Origin of the sequence: Oxobacter pfennigii (genome assembly GCF_001317355.1) — a bacterium.
Lineage (GTDB): Bacteria > Bacillota > Clostridia > Clostridiales > Oxobacteraceae > Oxobacter > Oxobacter pfennigii.
Genome location: NZ_LKET01000068.1, coordinates 193820 through 211168, shown reverse-complemented (window position 1 = coordinate 211168; position 17349 = coordinate 193820). Strand labels below are relative to the sequence as shown.

Annotated in this window: 11 protein-coding genes; 8 read left to right on the top strand and 3 right to left on the bottom strand. The window is 37.7% G+C overall.

Translation table 11 applies throughout. From position 1 onward, the window contains the following. Window positions 1-21 precede the first annotated feature (21 nt). The 5 genes from OXPF_RS20440 (at window position 22) to OXPF_RS20420 (ending at window position 7003) form a co-directional block, all read left to right on the top strand. On the top strand, window positions 22-1221 hold the full coding sequence (locus OXPF_RS20440) for a dipeptidase (protein WP_054877060.1): 1200 nt from the start codon (window positions 22-24) through the stop codon (window positions 1219-1221). A gap of 19 nt (window positions 1222-1240) precedes the next feature. Next, window positions 1241-2446 carry a dipeptidase gene (locus OXPF_RS20435; RefSeq protein ID WP_242854469.1) on the top strand — a complete coding sequence of 402 codons (1206 nt, stop codon included), beginning with the start codon at window positions 1241-1243 and terminating at the stop codon, window positions 2444-2446. An 83-nt stretch (window positions 2447-2529) separates the two neighbouring features. After that, window positions 2530-4272, top strand: coding sequence for a M28 family peptidase (locus OXPF_RS20430; protein WP_054877059.1), 1743 nt, complete (start codon window positions 2530-2532; stop codon window positions 4270-4272). A gap of 64 nt (window positions 4273-4336) precedes the next feature. Further along, window positions 4337-6412 (top strand): sigma-54 interaction domain-containing protein, encoded by a 2076-nt coding sequence (locus tag OXPF_RS20425; RefSeq protein ID WP_054877058.1) that lies wholly within the window; start codon window positions 4337-4339, stop codon window positions 6410-6412. A gap of 27 nt (window positions 6413-6439) precedes the next feature. Next, entirely contained in the window at window positions 6440-7003 is a 564-nt protein-coding gene (locus OXPF_RS20420; protein WP_054877057.1) for a nitroreductase family protein, read from the top strand. Window positions 7004-7079: 76 nt separating this feature from the next. Here OXPF_RS20420 and OXPF_RS20415 read toward each other — a convergent pair whose 3' ends face one another. After that, window positions 7080-7667: a TetR/AcrR family transcriptional regulator gene (locus OXPF_RS20415; protein ID WP_054877056.1), complete on the bottom strand. Its 588-nt coding sequence runs from the start codon at window positions 7665-7667 to the stop codon at window positions 7080-7082. A 279-nt stretch (window positions 7668-7946) separates the two neighbouring features. Between OXPF_RS20415 and OXPF_RS20410 the strand changes: the two genes are divergently transcribed. Further along, window positions 7947-9764 (top strand): flavocytochrome c, encoded by a 1818-nt coding sequence (locus OXPF_RS20410; RefSeq protein ID WP_054877055.1) that lies wholly within the window; start codon window positions 7947-7949, stop codon window positions 9762-9764. Between the two features lie 113 nt (window positions 9765-9877). Here OXPF_RS20410 and OXPF_RS20405 read toward each other — a convergent pair whose 3' ends face one another. Together OXPF_RS20405 and OXPF_RS20400 are read right to left on the bottom strand one after the other, a co-directional pair. After that, a complete protein-coding gene (locus tag OXPF_RS20405; RefSeq protein WP_242854468.1) occupies window positions 9878-10552 on the bottom strand; it encodes a P-II family nitrogen regulator in 675 nt (224 codons plus the stop codon). Next, complete coding sequence (locus tag OXPF_RS20400; protein WP_054877054.1) at window positions 10536-12032, bottom strand: DUF1538 domain-containing protein; 1497 nt, start codon at window positions 12030-12032, stop codon at window positions 10536-10538. The genes OXPF_RS20405 and OXPF_RS20400 overlap by 17 nt, the downstream gene beginning before the upstream one ends. A gap of 479 nt (window positions 12033-12511) precedes the next feature. Between OXPF_RS20400 and OXPF_RS20395 the strand changes: the two genes are divergently transcribed. Together OXPF_RS20395 and carB are read left to right on the top strand one after the other, a co-directional pair. Then, window positions 12512-13573 (top strand): carbamoyl phosphate synthase small subunit, encoded by a 1062-nt coding sequence (locus tag OXPF_RS20395; protein WP_054877053.1) that lies wholly within the window; start codon window positions 12512-12514, stop codon window positions 13571-13573. Beyond that, window positions 13573-16770 carry a carbamoyl-phosphate synthase large subunit gene (gene carB / locus OXPF_RS20390; protein WP_479724486.1) on the top strand — a complete coding sequence of 1066 codons (3198 nt, stop codon included), beginning with the start codon at window positions 13573-13575 and terminating at the stop codon, window positions 16768-16770. The genes OXPF_RS20395 and carB overlap by 1 nt, the downstream gene beginning before the upstream one ends. Window positions 16771-17349: the final 579 nt, after the last annotated feature.

Below are 17349 nucleotides of genomic sequence, written 5' to 3'. Positions count from 1 at the left end.
GCAAAATAAGGGGGTAAGGTTATGAAAAAAGGTTATAAGGGCTACGTTTCCTATGAGTACCTTGAAAAACAAAAGGACTATAAAAATTTTGAACTGGCACAAGAGATTGACAGGGTGGAGCCTTACCTCATTCCTTTAACAGCGGAAGAAGAAAAAAGAGCAGAAGAGATAATCCATAAAAATTTGATTATATCCCTCCATGACCATCCCAGCATCACCCCACATGATGCTAAAGAATTGATGGATTATGAACGGGAAGGAAGGGAAGCCACGGCCTTTTTAGGCCTGGCCCATTCCTGCCTGGACGCCGTCTTTGACAATATGATGGACGGCACATGCGTAATAGGCTCTAAGGCAGGCTGGAAGTGGAATGACGTAATCCATGACATGGGCGTAAGGTCCTGTGATATAGCACATCAGGACTTTTTGGTAAAAGCTCAAAATGTAAATGATATATATGAAGCAAAGAAAAACGGAAAAATTGCCTGGTTCATATCCTTAGAGAGTTCCACCATGATCGAGAATGAACTTGACAGAATAGAAATACTCTACGGCTTAGGCTGCAGGATGATGGGTATAACCTACAGCGAATCCAACAGCTTGGGATACGGACTTAAGGAAAAAAACGACGGAGGACTGACTTCCTTCGGGCACAGGGCAGTTGAGAGGATGAACAAGGTAGGCATGGCTATAGACGTTTCTCATTGCGGCGATAAGACGGCCATGGATGTAATAAAAATAAGCAAAAAACCGGTTTTTATAACCCATATTGGTGCGAGAAGCCTATGGAATATCAAAAGATTAAAACCTGACGATGTACTGAAAGCATGTGCGGATGCGGGCGGAGTCATAGGAATAGAAGCCGCACCTCATACGACTATAACAAAAAAGAATAAAAGGCATAATATAGAGTCATACATGGAGCATTTTGAATATATAAAAGACCTGACAGGCATTGACAATGTAGCCTTTGGGCCTGATACGCTATTTGGTGACCATGTAGGACTGCACAATCTCTTCAGCAATAATATGTCCATCGAAGAAAACAGGATAGGGGAAGAATATGAGCATGTGGAGTATGTAAAGGGTTTAGAAAATCCTGCTGAAGCATCTTTGAATATTGTAAGGTGGCTTGTGAAGCATAAATATCCCGATGAAGATATTAAAAAAGTATTAGGTGAAAATATAATCCGAGTATTGAGAGAAAATTGGACAACTTAATTTTAAGGAGGAAAATAATATGGTAATGAAAAAAGCCTATAAAGGATATAAAGCCTATGAATATTTGGAAAAGGGCGTAGATTATAAGGAATTCAAAATGCCAAAAGCAATAGGAAGGGTGCCTGAGTACTATGTGCCTCTCACAGATGAGCAAGAAAAGAGACTGCTTGAGGTAGTTGATAAAAGCATAATAATCTCCCTTCATGATCATCCGGTATTTTTTCCTGAGGATATGAGCCAAGTATTTGAATATAACAGAGAAGGAAGACAGATTGCAGCTTATGAGGCATTGTCAAAATCCTACCTGGACGTGGTTTTTGATAACTTTATGGATGGTACATGCACCATAGGTTCAAAGGCAGGCTGGAAATGGAATGACGTCCTTCATGATTTGGGTATGAGATTATGCGATCTCGCTCATCAGGATTTTGTCATCCGTGCCGAAAAAGTAGATGATATAATAAAAGCCTATAAAGAAGGTAAAATTGCACTGGTTCCTACCATAGAAGGTGCTGCAATGCTGGAAAATGAAGTAGAGCGTGTAGAAATACTTTACGGTTTTGGAGTAAGGCTTATGGGTATAACTTACAGTGAAGCTAACTCCCTTGGCTCAGGCCTTAAGGAAAAAAATGACGGCGGACTGACTGCCCTTGGGTATAAGGTTGTTGAGAGAATGAACAAGGTGGGTATGGCCATTGACTGCTCCCATGTGGGAGATAAAACAACAATTGACATTATAAATGCCAGCACAAAACCTGTAATTATATCTCACTGCGGCTCCAGGGATTTGTGGAACAGCAGGAGATTAAAACCCGATGATCTTTTAAAAGCCTGCGCTGATAAAGGAGGAGTAATAGGAATAGAAGCTGCCCCCCACACCACCCTCACACTAAAAAACAGGGAACACACAATTGATTCCTTTATGGAGCATTTTGAACATCTTGTCGATGTAATTGGAATTGATCATTTAGCCTTCGGACCGGATACATTGTACGGAGACCATGTGGGATTGCATCATGCCTTTGCCAGCAACCTTTCAATAAAGAGCTCCCATGAAGGTACGGCGGATTTTGAAGAGGTGGAATATGTAAAGGGTCTCGAGAATCCGACAGAGGCATCAATAAATATTGTAAGGTGGCTTGTTAAGCATAATTATTCCGATGAGGACATAGCCAAAGTATTAGGCGGAAACATTATAAGGGCACTGAAAGACAACTGGTATTAAAAATAGACGCACCTTCATGGAGTGATTCATGTTAATTTAATTACAAAATGAAGGTGTGTTTTTACACAAAAGGGGAGGATATTATGCTTACATCTGAAGAAAAAGCATTACTTAACCAAGTAAATTTTGAAGAAACGGTTCTCCTGTTGAATAAATTCAAGGATTTAAACAGGCAATCAGGGAGTGAGGATGAAAAAAGAGCATCTTATTATATATCCGAAAGACTGAATAACTACGGTATAAAAAATCAGATATTATGGCCGGAAATATACTTAAGCACACCTAGGAATGCAGAGCTAAAAATTATTGGATGCAATATAAATATCCATGCAAAAACCCCCTCATACTCAATGTCCACCGATGGAAAATGGATAGACGGGGAGCTTATATATGCATCTAGCTACCGCCCGCCCTATGCATGGGGGGAATTCGAGTACAAGTTAAAGTTTCAAGGAGATCCTGTTGGGAAAATAGTCATTTGCGAAGGAATACCTTCCCCGGACAAAATAAGAGATATCATAGGCAATGGAGGAATAGCCGCTATTTTTATTCAACCTGGTGAAAATATACATGAAGGTATATGCACCACCACCTGGGGTACTCCCGAACTTGACGATTATGAAAATATGACCAGAATACCGGCAGTATCAATAAACAATCCTGACGGAAAGCTTTTAATTTCCAAGCTGGAAGAAAAAAAGATAAGAGCCGCAGTCCGGACATCATTAGAAGAGGGATGGAAAAAGTGCCCGCTGGTCTTGGCGAAAATAGACGGGTACAAGGAGCCTGAAAAGTTTGTACTGCTTCACAGCCATTTGGATTCCTGGTATAAGGGCATAGGTGATAATGCTTTAGGAAATGCCAGCACCCTCGAAATTGCCAGGATTCTTAACAACAGCCGTGATAAGCTTAAAAGAAGCGTGTGGATTGCCTGGTGGCCGGGGCATTCTACCGGAAGATATGCAGGCTCAACCTGGTTTGCCGACAATTATGCAATGGAGCTTTACGATAACTGTATAGCACATTTGAATTGTGAATCAACAGGATGTATCAATGCGGATTCCTATGAGGATATAATGTGGACTGAAGACGTGGATGATTTTTGCAAAGAGCTTGTACTGGAGGTTACAGGCATAAAATCAGAGTGGGCAAGACCCATAAGGGCAGGAGATTATTCTTTTAACAATATCGGAATAACATCTTACTTTATGGCAAGTTCAACCATAAGCAAAAAGAAAAGGGAAGAACTCGGGTACTATAAGGTATACGGAAGCGGCGGAAATCTTGAGTGGCATACGGAGCTGGATGATTTAAAACTTGTGGATGAAAATAACTTTATAAGAGATACGAGGTTGTATCTTGCGGGAGTATACAGAATGGTAAATGCAGATATTCTGCCCATTGACTGTTTAAAAATGCTGGACTCCATACAAAAACATGCTAACGAATATCAGCTATCCTGCGGTGAGGAATTTGACCTTTCACCCCTGTTTGAGGAGATTCAAATATTAAAGGCATTGATGAAAGATTTCTATAGCAAAATAAAAAAATGCCCGGATGACGATGAAATAAAGGCAGTTATTTGTGATACCATACTGAGGGTGGAAAGGAAGCTCATAAGGATAAGCTATACCAAAAGGGAAGAATTCAAGCATGACCCGGCAGCTATGGTACCCCCTCTTCCTGAAATAGCACCGGTACTAAAAATTCAGAAATTGAGTCAAAATAAAAGAAAGTTTTTGATAACACAGCTTTTAAGAAGCAGAAACAGAGTAATCCATACATTAAAAGAGTGTCAATTATTTATCAAAAAAACAGTATTCTGACAGGAATTTAATTGTCGAATAATATATAATTATGTTTGGATGCTTCGTTTGTGAGGTGTTTTACATGTCAAACAGCAGGATTGCTATAGTGTCAGCCGACGAGAGAATAAGCAGGAATTATAAAAACCAGCTGGAAGGTTTGTTTGATAAAGAAATGGAAATAATCCTTTTAAAACTTGAGGAAGACCCGGAAAAATTCTTAGGTTTTGATCTTATACTTGCAGCCAGTACAGCTATTTTTGATGAAGTCAAAAAGAAGGCTCCCCTAAATGCAAAAATAATCAATGTAATAAGAAATATCAATACATTGGAACTTCACAAAGTATTTAATATAGAATCAGGAAATACGGCCCTTGTGGTCAGCAATTATTTGTTTGCAGCCATAGAAACCGTTGAACTTTTAACCGAGGTAGGGCTTAACCATATAAAATATATTCCTTATTGTCCGGATATAGTAATAGAACAATCAGTTATGGATACAGTTGACCTGGCTATAACAGCCGGAGCGGTTGATTTTGTTCCTCCTCAGGTAAAAAGAGTGGTGGATTTGGGCATAAAAGTCATTGATATATCCACCATTATGGAAATAATTATAAGCCTGGGGCTCCCCTTTGAGAGGGTGAATCTTTTTTCTGTAAGGTACATGAAGGAATTCATTGCATTAAACAGCAGGATAAGCGATTTAAAATCAAAGCTGGTGGCTGTTTTAGACGCCTCTTCCAATGGTATAATGGCCCTTGATGAGGAGGGCAATTTAACATTCAAAAATAATAATATTGAAAAATATCTGCCCTGCGGCAAGGTGATAAACGAAGGCGATAATATATACAAGTATATAAAAAACAGGCAGATGATAGATTTTATAAAAAGATATGACAGCAGGGAAAGTGAAATATTCAAAATAGACAATAAGGATATAATGGTAAATAAAAATTATCTTAAAAGCGGCGATAAAATTAACGGTGCAGTATTAAGCTTCAGCCACGTTTCTGAAATTCAGGATATGGAAAAAGAGATAAGAAGAAAGCTTAACACCAAAGGGAATGTGGCAAAATACGATTTTGCCGATATCATAGGTTTAAGCAAAAATATAAAAACCGTTACGGATATGGCAAAGAAAGCAGCAAAGACAAACCTTTCAGTGCTGTTATTAGGTGAAAACGGCACAGGAAAAGAGCTTTATGCCCAGGCAATGCATAAAAATTCACTAAGAAAGGAAGGCCCCTTTGTGGCTGTCAACTTTGCAGCCCTTCCCGAAAGCCTCATAGAAAGTGAGCTTTTTGGTTATGAAGAAGGAGCTTTTACAGGGGCAAAAAAAGGCGGTAAGCCGGGGTTGTTTGAGCTTGCCCATATGGGTACAATATTTTTAGACGAAATAGGAGACGCTCCTTTAAGCCTGCAAGCAAGGCTTTTACGCGTCATACAGGAAAAAGAAGTTTTAAGAGTGGGCGGGATAAGCCCCATACCTGTTGATGTAAGGATAATAGCTGCAACAAACAGCAATTTAAAAAGGCTTATTCATGATAATTTATTCAGGAGAGATCTTTATTATCGTATTAATACAATAACCATAAGAATACCTCCTTTAAGAGAAAGAAAAGAGGATATCCCTTCAATAATCAGATATTATATGAACATGTACAATTCGGACAAAATCTTTACCGACAGGGCTATAAATAAACTTTTAGAGCATAACTGGCCGGGAAATGTAAGAGAGCTTGAAAACATGATTAATTATGTTGTTAAAATTGTAGACGGAGCCATCGTTGATATAGATGATCTTCCTGTAGACATTTACGAGGATTATGAAGAGGCAAACAAAGTTCAGCAGGAAAGACAAAATGAAGCTGATGATGTTTCTATAAATAAAGGCGATGTCAGGATGTATTCTCTTATATTAAATGAGCTCGAAAATGCTGAGAAATCATATGTAAGAGCAAGCCGAACGTATATTGTGGAAAGATTGGCTCAAAAAGACATTCCCATTACAGACAATATCTTAAGAAGAATATTAAAGGAATTAGAAGAACTTGGGCTTATATCTATAGGCAGCACAAAGCAGGGTACCAGAATAACCCCTAAGGGTAAAACTTCATTAAGGAAAATGATTGGTATTTTAAACGACGATGAAACAGATTAATTCTGTAATTAAAGAGAGGTGAAATATATGGAATTTATGAAAGCCATAGAAGAGAGGATGAGCATAAGATCCTTTAAAGACAAAGATGTTGATGACAAGTTGATAGAAAAAATATTATACTGCGGGAATTGCGCACCTAGTGGAGGGAATCTGCAGCCTTGGGAATTTATAATCATAAAAAATCAGAAAACAAAAAGAAAGATAGTTGATGCAACCTTTATAGGCAACGATTTTGACGGATTAAAACATCAGGAATGGATGATGAGCGCTCCTGTTTTTATTGTGGTATGCGCAGATGTAGAAAGGAGCAGGGCGCGTTACGGCAAAAAAGCAGAGGAGAGTCTTATATATCTGGATTGTTCAGCCTGCATTGAAAATATGCTTTTAGCCATAGTGGATTTAGGCTTGGCCAGCTGTTTCGTAAGCGGATACAGGGAAAAAGAACTTATAAAAGCTCTTAGTCTTCCCGTGGATATAAGACCATTAGCAATCCTTCCCATAGGGCATGCCGATATAATTCCCCAAAAGAGAAAAAAGAAAGAGGTATCTGCCTTCATTCATTATGAGGATTTCGGTAACAAAGGATTATAAAAAAATGCTCCATAACAGTAAGGAGCGTTTTTTTATTTATAAATAAAGCTTCAGGTAAAAGTAAAAATCGCGGAGGTCAGTCCAGTGTTTTAACCATGCGTTTGATATAACTCTCCATAAAATTACTTAAATTGTAACTTCCCCCATGCAAAACCCAGTCGTATACTACTCCTCTGGCAGCTATAAAAAAATACTCTACGATTTCTTCTGAAGGCATGGAAGAGCCTATCTCTCTCAATCTTTGACCCTCTTCAACAATATTTTTTAAGACAGTCTGCATTGGTCTTCCTTTTGTAATAAACAAAGTATTTGGCACAAAATAAAGCTGTTTTACAAAATCAAAGCCTCTGTTGACATTGTATTCCGCATAATATTTGAAAAATTGAATTACCTTATCGTAAGAGCCGTTTATTTTAGCTAAGTCAGGAGAGACTGTATTTAAAAAGTAATCGTCAGCTAACTTATATACTTCATTGAGTATGTCATTTTTAGATTTGAAGCAATTATAAAAAGATCCTACCGATACTCCGGATTTTTGGCATATCTCTTCAACAGTAATATTGTTAAGTCCTTTTTTTTCCATCATTTCAACAGCTGTATTATATATTTTATCCCTGGTATTTTGAGCCTGTATCTGCCTTTTGTTAAGTTTTTTATTTGACATGAATTTCACCATTTCTTCAGTAATTTTATAGTTTATTATAACAATTAGTGCATTATTAAGTAAAGAGCAGATGCATTTTATAAATTTAAATATATTTGTTATTATTTTAACCAAATGATATTGACATAATATTAACAATATTATAAAATGAACTTGCTCAGTGAATGCATTCAATGAAATTAAATATAATAATATAACTAACTTTACGGTTATATTATAAAAGCATATTCATGACCATACCGATTATATTAAATAATAATAGGAGGAGGTTCAAAGTATATGAAGAAAGTCCAAAGATATCTTGCCCTATTGTTAGCTGCATTAATGGTTATTTCCTTTACCGGAGGCTGCGGCAATAAACAAGATGTAAAGACAGATGCACCTGAAAGTTCAGCTTTATTTAAACCAGGTACATATACAGGTGAAGGAGAAGGAATTCACGGGAATATACAGGTAGAAGTTACCGTAGATGAAAATAAAATAACAGCAGTAAAAATCATAAAACATGATGAGACACCCGGAGTAAGCGATGCAGCTATTAAAAAAATACCTGAAGATATAGTAAAATATCAGAGCATAGCCATAGATACGGTGGCCGGCGCTACAGTATCAAGTAATGGAATAATAGCAGCTGTTACTCAGGCTTTGCAAAAATCGGGCGCAGACATTACAAAATTACAGAAAAAGCCGGATAAAGACGATGTTGCTTCGGGTGAGGCTATAGAAAAAGAAGCCGATGTTGTTATAATCGGAGGCGGCGGAGCAGGACTTTCAGCGGCGGTATCAGCACATCAAAACGGAGCAAAGAAGATACTTGTCTTAGAGAAAATGCCTAAAGTAGGCGGAAATACCATAATATCAGGGGCAGCATACAATGCCGTTGACCCCAAAAGGCAAAAGGCTCAGGGCATAGAAGATTCCGTTGAAAAACATTATACCCAGACTTATGAAGGCGGAGATAAGCTTGGTAAACCTGAGCTTGTAAGAACTCTTGTCGAGAATGCATATCCTGGCATAGAATGGCTTGAAAGCATGGGGATGAAATTTCAGGATGAAGTTTTTACAGTCTTGGGAGCTTTATGGCCAAGATCCCATAAACCTGTTGACCCGCTGGGAACCGGTTATATAAAAACCTATATGGAATATATAGAAAAAAACAGCGGAAGTATAGAAATTATGCTGGATACTAAAGCTACGGAAATCATTATGGAAAATGGAAGAGCTGTAGGAGTTAAGGCAACAGGTATTGACGGAGAAGTAGTTGCCAGGGCAAATAACGGAGTAATTATTGCCACCGGCGGCTTCGGGGCTAATGTTGAAATGCGTGATAAATATAACAAAATATGGCCTTCCCTTACAAATATTAAAACCACCAATCATCCGGGGGCTACAGGCGACGGATATATAATGGCTGAAAAGGTAGGGGCAAACCTTATTGGCATGGAGCAAATACAGCTTTTACCTATGGGAGATCCTGAGACGGGAAGCTTAAGCGGAAATATTGAGCAGGGCGTTGAAAACCGTATTTTCGTAAATAAAGACGGCAACAGATTTGTTGATGAAGGCGCCCGCAGGGATGTTATGACAAAAGCCCTTTTTGAGCAAAGAGATGCCTATATGTGGGTAATACTTGATAAGCATTCCTATCCTACAGGGGATACAAAGAATAATTTCAACGAGACCATAGATGAGCTTGTCAACAAGGGAAGAGCATATAAGGCCGATACCCTTGAAGAACTTGCAAAGGAAATAAGTGTAAATCCTGAAAACCTTGTAAAGGCAGTAGAAGAGTTTAATAAAAATGTTGAAACTAAGAGCGCCGATGAATTCGGAAGAACGTTATATAAAGATAAGATAGATACAGCACCATTTTATGCCGGTGCCCGCGTACCTACAGTTCACCATACCATGGGCGGAATAGAAATTAATACTAACGGGCAGGTATTGGATAAGAGCGGCAATATAATCCCCGGACTTTATGCTGCAGGTGAAACCACAGGTGGCATACATGGAGCCAACCGTTTAGGCGGTAATGCGTTAGTGGACACCGTAGTATTTGGAAGGATTGCAGGCAAGAATGCCGCAACAATTAAATAAGCATTAGAAAAAAATAATAAAAAAATGCTCTCCTTATAGTTACTATAAGGAGAGCATTTTTTTATTGTAAAGTAATAAGGTTCCCTTGGATCAGCGGGCAGGTGGGGTTCTTATTATTTGCCGTTAGGAAGACCGGAGGCTTTATTTACATCTATGACAAACATTATGCCATTTCCCGGTTCATCTAAATTAGTGGCCTTTCTTATAGCAAGCATGACATCATCTGTCTTAGACTTTTCTATTAAAGTCATGACAATTTCCTTTTCAGGTTCTATAGTCATATTAAAAAGCATTCCTTTTTCATGGATGCCGGAGCCCCTTGCGTTGATTATGGTACCGCCTTCTGCACCGGCAGACAATGAAGCGTCAACAACGGTTTCAGCTAAGCCTCTTTCAACTATAGTAAAAATCGCCTGATATTCCATTTTATTTATATCCCTACTTTCACTTTGATTATTATATAAACAATTATTTGAACATAAAAAGCTTGAAACAGGTGAGGAAAAAGCAATACCATGATTGGGCTTATCCAAGTGAAACTTGGCAGTCAACCCTTCATGAACCGTGCCTTCAATGCTTTTATCCGCTATCATTAACAATACTTCTTTTCTTATTTCATCAAGGCCTAAAACCTCTAATAGATGATCTTTTGCCGTTCCAGTACCTAATAATATTGTACCTCCCGATACTCCTAAAGTCTTGGCTTCCTTTAAAACCTTGCTTCCCATGCCAAAGTTTACAATTACAAAAAATATAACGTGATTTTTACCGTTAAGATGTTTTTCCAATTGACTGAACTCCTCCTTTATAAGCTTTAAGTTTATAAATAAGCCCTAAGACCTGTATTGCAATCAACGGTGTCAACGCCACCAGAGCTATTATTCCAAAAGCATCAACCAATACATTGGCACCTTCAATGGATTCCGCAGCACCCTGGGCAAAAGCCAGAATGAATGTTGCTGTCATAGGCCCTGAAGCTACCCCCCCCGAGTCAAAAGCAATTCCTACAAATACTTTAGGCACGAAGTAGGACATGATTAAGGATATCAAATAACCGGGCAGCAGATAATGCCAAAGTTTTATCCCGGGCACCATAATTCTTAACATTGAAAGAGCTACTGCAAAAGCAACTCCTATGGATAGGGTTAATAATATGACTTTTCTTTTAATATGCCCGCTTGTAACATTTTCAACCTGTTCTGTTAATACATATACTGCCGGTTCTGCCAGTATTACAACCAAACCTAAAATAAAACCTATGGGTATAATTATCCAATTATATTCAAGAGATGCAACTATATAGCCCACAGCACTGCCTACCTCCATAAAACCGGCATTTACGCCTGTTAAAAACAAGAATAATCCTATGAATGTATACAATAAGCCTTTTAATATTTTAACAAATTTTTTCTTTGGCAGCTTCAAGAAAAAAATTTGAAAGATCACAAACAAAATTAAAAATGGTGTTAACGCCATTGTAACATCAAGCAGGGTTTTAGGTGCTTCATGTATAAAGGGTGCCAAAACTTCATTGGTTGTCATAAAATCATAAGGCAAGCTTCCCGTTAATTGGTACGATTCAGAAAATATGCTCATTAATAATACGGACATGATGGGGCCTATGGATGCTATGGCTACCAGACCGAAGCTGTCCTCTTCGGATCCCTTGCCTGCCTTTATGGAAGATACTCCAAGACCTAGTGCAAGTATGAAGGGTACAGTCATGGCTCCTGTTGTGGCACCTGCAGCGTCAAAGGAGATGGCTAAAAATCCGGGGGACACGAATAATGCCAGTATAAATATTATACCATACAAAACCGTTAAAAACTTGGATAAAGAACCATTGAACACTATCCTCATCAATCCTACCGTCAGAAAAACGCCTACGCCAATTGAAACTACAATCAATATAGTGAGTGATGAAATCATGCCTGAGGTTACACCGCTTATCTGATTGGCTAATATTTGCAAATCCGGTTCTGCGATGGTTATTAAGAATCCGAGGATTAAGCCTGCGGCTCCCACCATCCATATCTTTTTAATCTTTGTGATGGAGGACCCCATAAGAGAACCTATAGGTCCTATTCCTAAATCAGCTCCGAATAAAAATATGGAAAGCCCTATGATTATGAGTATGGCACCAGTTATAAAGCGCAATATCAAGTGTATTTCCAATGGTGCCACAGTAAAGTTAAGTACTAGTACAATAAGGGTAATCGGAAGTACTGCCAATACAACCTCTTTAAATTTGTTGATGAGTACATTCAAATAATACCAGCATCCTTTCTGTATTATATTTTATGAAAAAAATATATTTGACTGAAATTAAATTTAAAAAATAATAAAGATATAAAAGCAATAGCAGATTTAGGTTGTTTTAGATTGATTTTAATGTTATATAACAGTTAATGAGAATTAAACCTTTGTACATCATCAATAATCATTTTATCTCGTTAATAGTCCTTCTTTTAATATATAGTATCATAGATGAGACCTTTTATCAATTTGTATAAATTAATATTTAAAAATATTATTGATGCTGGACAAGAACAAGTATAAATGATAAAATATTATGAAAGAATTCTTTAAGCTAGTCCTGTGAGGCTAGGAAGGAGGCTAATATTATGATGCCATTATTTTGTTATTTAAAATATCAAACAGTTGGTAGATAGTTTATCTATTGGCTGTTTTTTTGTATTCTTTAAACCTGCCCCGGGAGAGACAGGTAAGATAAGGAGGAGACGATTATGAAAGGATATTTGCTATTGGAAGACGGCAATATATTTGAAGGCAAGCTTTTAAATGATTTTGATACAATAGGTGAGGTTGTGTTCAATACCTCCATGACAGGGTATCAGGAAGTACTTACTGATCCTTCCTATTACGGACAGATTGTGGTTATGACATATCCCCAGATAGGAAACTACGGTCTGAATTCGGAATTCAGTCAGTCGGAAAAGCCCCATGTAAAGGGCTTTGTGGTAAGGCATATATCCGATATTGAAAGCAACTGCAAAAGTGAAGACAGCCTTAAGAATTTCCTGAATGAAAGCAATATACCCATGATTTACGACATCGATACAAGGCACGTAGTAAAGCTCATTCGGGAAAAAGGTGTCATGATGGGTGCCATAGTTAAAAATTTTGACGATATAGAAAATTTAAAAGAGAAAATACAAAATTACACCATAGTAAATGCAGTTGAAAGTGTAACCGCAAAGGATATTCATACTATAGGAAGCGGAAAATATCATGTGGGTCTTATGGATTACGGATATAAACAGCACATTTTGAAGAATCTATTGGACAGGGACTGTAAAGTAACTGTTTTTCCCTCAAACACTTCGGCTGACGAAATATTAAAATATAATCTTGACGGATTGATGCTGTCTAACGGCCCGGGAGATCCAAAAGAAAATAACTTCCCCATAGAGCAAATAAGAAAACTTATAGGCAAGTTTCCTATATTCGGAATATGCCTTGGCCACCAGTTAACGGCAATTGCATGCGGCGCCGATACACATAAGCTTAAATACGGCCACAGGGGGGGGAACCACCCGGTAAAGGATTTGACAAAGGATAAATGCTTTATGACCAGCCAGAATCATGGCTACGCTGTGGATTCAGAAAGTCTCAATGATGATATGGAAGTAACCCATATAAACTTAAATGATAATACCATTGAAGGTATAAGATATAAGAATCATGATACATTTACAGTGCAGTTTCATCCTGAAGCCCATGCAGGCCCCCAGGATACGGCATATTTGTTTGACGAATTCATATCTAAGCTGGAGGTGAGAAAATAATGAGGGATGGCGATATAAAAAAGGTGCTGGTTATAGGCTCAGGCCCTATTATAATAGGGCAGGCAGCAGAATTTGACTACGCCGGGGTCCAGGCCTGCAGGACTCTTAAGAGCGAAGGTATTGAAGTTGTCTTGCTAAACTCAAACCCGGCTACCATAATGACGGATAAAGAGATGGCAGACAAGGTATATATAGACCCCATAAACTTGGAAATTGTAGAGCAGATCTTAGATAAAGAAAGGCCGGATTCCATACTTCCTACCCTCGGAGGACAGACAGGCCTTAACCTTGCAATGGAAATGCATGAAAAGGGGCTCCTTGAAAAATACAACGTAAGGCTTTTAGGTACCGGCCCGGACGCCATAAAAAAGGCTGAGGACAGGGATGAATTTAAAAAGACCATGGAGGAAATAGGGGAGCCTATACCTTTAAGCACTGTTGTCAATACAGTTGAAGACGCTGTAAACTTTGTTAATAAAATCGGATATCCGGTAATTGTACGCCCTGCCTATACATTGGGAGGAAGCGGCGGCGGAATTGCATCCAATGAGGAAGAGCTCATAAGGATATGCAGCATAGGCTTAGAAGAAAGCAGGGTGCACCAGGTACTTATTGAGGAGAGTATAGCAGGCTGGAAAGAAATCGAATATGAGGTTATAAGGGATAAAAAAGGCAACACGGTAATAGTATGCAACATGGAGAACTTTGACCCTGTAGGAGTGCATACGGGAGACAGCATAGTAATTGCTCCTTCCCAGACCTTATCGGATATGGAATATCAGATGCTGAGAAACTCTGCAATTAAAATTATATCAGCCTTAAACATTGAGGGCGGATGCAACGTTCAGTATGCATTAAACCCTTTTAAATATGAATATAAGGTAATAGAGGTTAACCCCAGGGTAAGCCGTTCCAGCGCATTGGCTTCAAAAGCAACGGGCTACCCTATAGCCAAAATATCGTCTTTGATAGCAATAGGATATACACTGGATGAAATAAAAAACAGCGTCACCCGCAAAACCGTAGCAATGTTCGAACCGGCGCTGGATTATGTTGTTGTAAAAATACCAAGATGGCCCTTTGATAAATTTGTAAAAGCCGACAGGACATTATGGACTCAGATGAAGGCAACAGGCGAGGTAATGGCAATAGGCGATTCCTTTGAAGCAGCCTTTTTAAAAGCCATAAGATCATTGGAATTGAACATAAATCATCTGGAAACAAAACGTTATGAAGAATTTTTGAGTGAAGCCTTAATGGCAAGGATAAAGATTGCCGATGATGAAAGATATCTTGTAATTGCCGAACTTATAAGAAGGGGAGTAACCATTGACTTAATTTATGAAATAACCATGATAGATAAATGGTTTTTAAAGAAGCTCCAGGATATAATTGAAACAGAAGAGCATTTAAAAACTTTGAATGAAAAGGCCTTTGACAAGGAAATGCTTGTGAAATGCAAAAATATGGGCTTTTCAGATAGTGCAATAGCTTATTTTACAGGCATAGGTGAAGAAAAAATATTGAAAATGAGAGAAGAGTATAACATTTTTGCTTCCTACAGGATGGTTGATACCTGTGCAGGTGAGTTTGAAGCTTATACCCCTTATTATTATTCCGATTATAGGGGCAATAATGAGGCTTTGTGTACAAAAAATAAAAAGGTGCTGGTAGTAGGTTCCGGCCCCATAAGAATAGGCCAGGGAATAGAATTTGACTACTGCACAGTTCACGCTATTCTCGCCTTTAAAGAAAGAGGCTATGAGACAATAGTTATAAACAATAACCCTGAAACTGTAAGCACGGATTTTGATATATCAGACAGGTTGTATTTCGAGCCCTTGACATTTGAGGATGTATACGAAGTTATAAGGAATGAAAGACCGGATGGAGTAGTGCTGCAGTTTGGAGGTCAGACAGCCATAAAGCTTGCTGATAAAATAGGGAAAATGGGCATAAAAGTTTTAGGAACAACTCCTGAATATATAGATAAGGCAGAGGACAGAAAAGAATTCGACGCTATTTTAGAAAAACTTAAGATAAACAGGCCGGAAGGCTACACTGTATTCAATAAAAACGAAGCTCTTGATTGCTCTAAGAAACTTGGCTATCCTGTGCTTGTAAGGCCTTCTTATGTATTAGGCGGCAAAGGAATGGTAATTGCATATTCCGATTATGACATAGAAGAGTATATGGATATAATAGATGAGCAGGGAGAAAATGAGCATCCCATACTCATTGATAAATATATAAACGGCATTGAAGCGGAAGTGGATTTAATATGTGACGGCGAAGACATACTCATACCTGGGATAATGGAGCACATAGAGAAAACGGGAATTCATTCCGGAGACAGTATATCCGTATATCCGGCTTATAATCTTGAAGCCTCCGTAATTAAAAAAATGGTTGATTACAGCCGTGAAATCTCAAGGGCTTTAAATGTAGTAGGCCTTATGAATATACAGTTTATCGTGAAGTACGATGATATATATATAATAGAAGTAAATCCCCGTTCCAGCCGAACTGTTCCTTATCTTTCAAAAGTAACGGAAATACCCATGATAGACATAGCTGTAGGCTGCATGGTGGGGAATAAAATAAAAGATATGGGTTATGCTCCCGGCTTATGTGAGAAGAAGGGTTATTATGCCGTAAAGGTACCTGTATTTTCCTTTGATAAGCTTAAAATGGTAGAGCCGGGATTAGGCCCTGAAATGAAATCCACTGGAGAAGCCTTAGGGCTTGCATATACATTGGATGAAGCTGTGTTAAAAGGCATAGTTGGTGCCGGTATGGTAATAGGCAGTAAAAAGAAAGCTTTTATATCCGTTGCTGATAATGATAAGCAGGATGTCATACCTGTGGCAGATAAGCTGCACTCATTGGGATATAAGCTCTACGGAACATCTAAAACAGCTTATATATTGAATTTTAATCATGTTCCTTGTAATGTAATAGATAAAATAGGAAAGAGCAGCCGTATATTGGATATGATAAAAAACAGGGAGTTTGATATTATAATCAACACACCTACAAAAGGAAGAGAGCCTGAAAGGGACGGGTATAGAATAAGAAGGATGGCTGTGGAAAAGAAGATACCCATGTTGACATCAATCGATACTGCGGCTGCAATAGTGAATGCATTAAAATCAAATATAAAGATGAGTATTTTTGAAGACTTGTTTAAAAAGTAAGTATCAATAAGAATTCAATATATATAATTTTATAAAACATTTTACCTGTATAGCAAAGTTGTGCCGAATATAGTAATCTGAATTGGATTTAGACATAATTCGAATATTAGTTTTAGCTATATAAAGGCTCGAAATATGGAGAAAGTTGAAGAGGAGTGAAAAAATTCACTCCTCTTTTGATTTGCGTTAATAATACATATGAAAATTAAGGAAAAAAACCATATCTAATAATAATTTTTATCTAAATGTCAATGGTTCATATTGTTTTGTATTATTTAATGTTTTAGTACGATTTTTATTCAATTATAGCTGATTATAAAACCCTATGCTATTATAAAAATATCATAATCCATATTGAATAATGGATTTATACAAATCATATTTATCCAAATTGATGAAAATAAAGAGCAATGATATAAAACAGTGAGATAATAAGGTTAGAATGTCATTTATTATCGAAAAAGACTTTTATTGATTATTGTTATTACTTTAACTAATTCACAATGTTAAATATAATTAAAAGGTATGACAAATATTAAACAAATAATGATTTGATTACAATAACAAAGTAATTGATGT

What these genes read in the sequence shown, in the direction of transcription:
- OXPF_RS20440 (WP_054877060.1), top strand. Translation starts at nt 22, where the DNA reads ATGAAAAAAGGTTATAAGGGCTACGTTTCCTATGAGTACCTTGAAAAA.
- OXPF_RS20435 (WP_242854469.1), top strand. Translation starts at nt 1,241, where the DNA reads ATGGTAATGAAAAAAGCCTATAAAGGATATAAAGCCTATGAATATTTG.
- OXPF_RS20430 (WP_054877059.1), top strand. Translation starts at nt 2,530, where the DNA reads ATGCTTACATCTGAAGAAAAAGCATTACTTAACCAAGTAAATTTTGAA.
- OXPF_RS20425 (WP_054877058.1), top strand. Translation starts at nt 4,337, where the DNA reads ATGTCAAACAGCAGGATTGCTATAGTGTCAGCCGACGAGAGAATAAGC.
- OXPF_RS20420 (WP_054877057.1), top strand. Translation starts at nt 6,440, where the DNA reads ATGGAATTTATGAAAGCCATAGAAGAGAGGATGAGCATAAGATCCTTT.
- OXPF_RS20415 (WP_054877056.1), bottom strand. Translation starts at nt 7,667, where the DNA reads ATGTCAAATAAAAAACTTAACAAAAGGCAGATACAGGCTCAAAATACC.
- OXPF_RS20410 (WP_054877055.1), top strand. Translation starts at nt 7,947, where the DNA reads ATGAAGAAAGTCCAAAGATATCTTGCCCTATTGTTAGCTGCATTAATG.
- OXPF_RS20395 (WP_054877053.1), top strand. Translation starts at nt 12,512, where the DNA reads ATGAAAGGATATTTGCTATTGGAAGACGGCAATATATTTGAAGGCAAG.
- carB (WP_479724486.1), top strand. Translation starts at nt 13,573, where the DNA reads ATGAGGGATGGCGATATAAAAAAGGTGCTGGTTATAGGCTCAGGCCCT.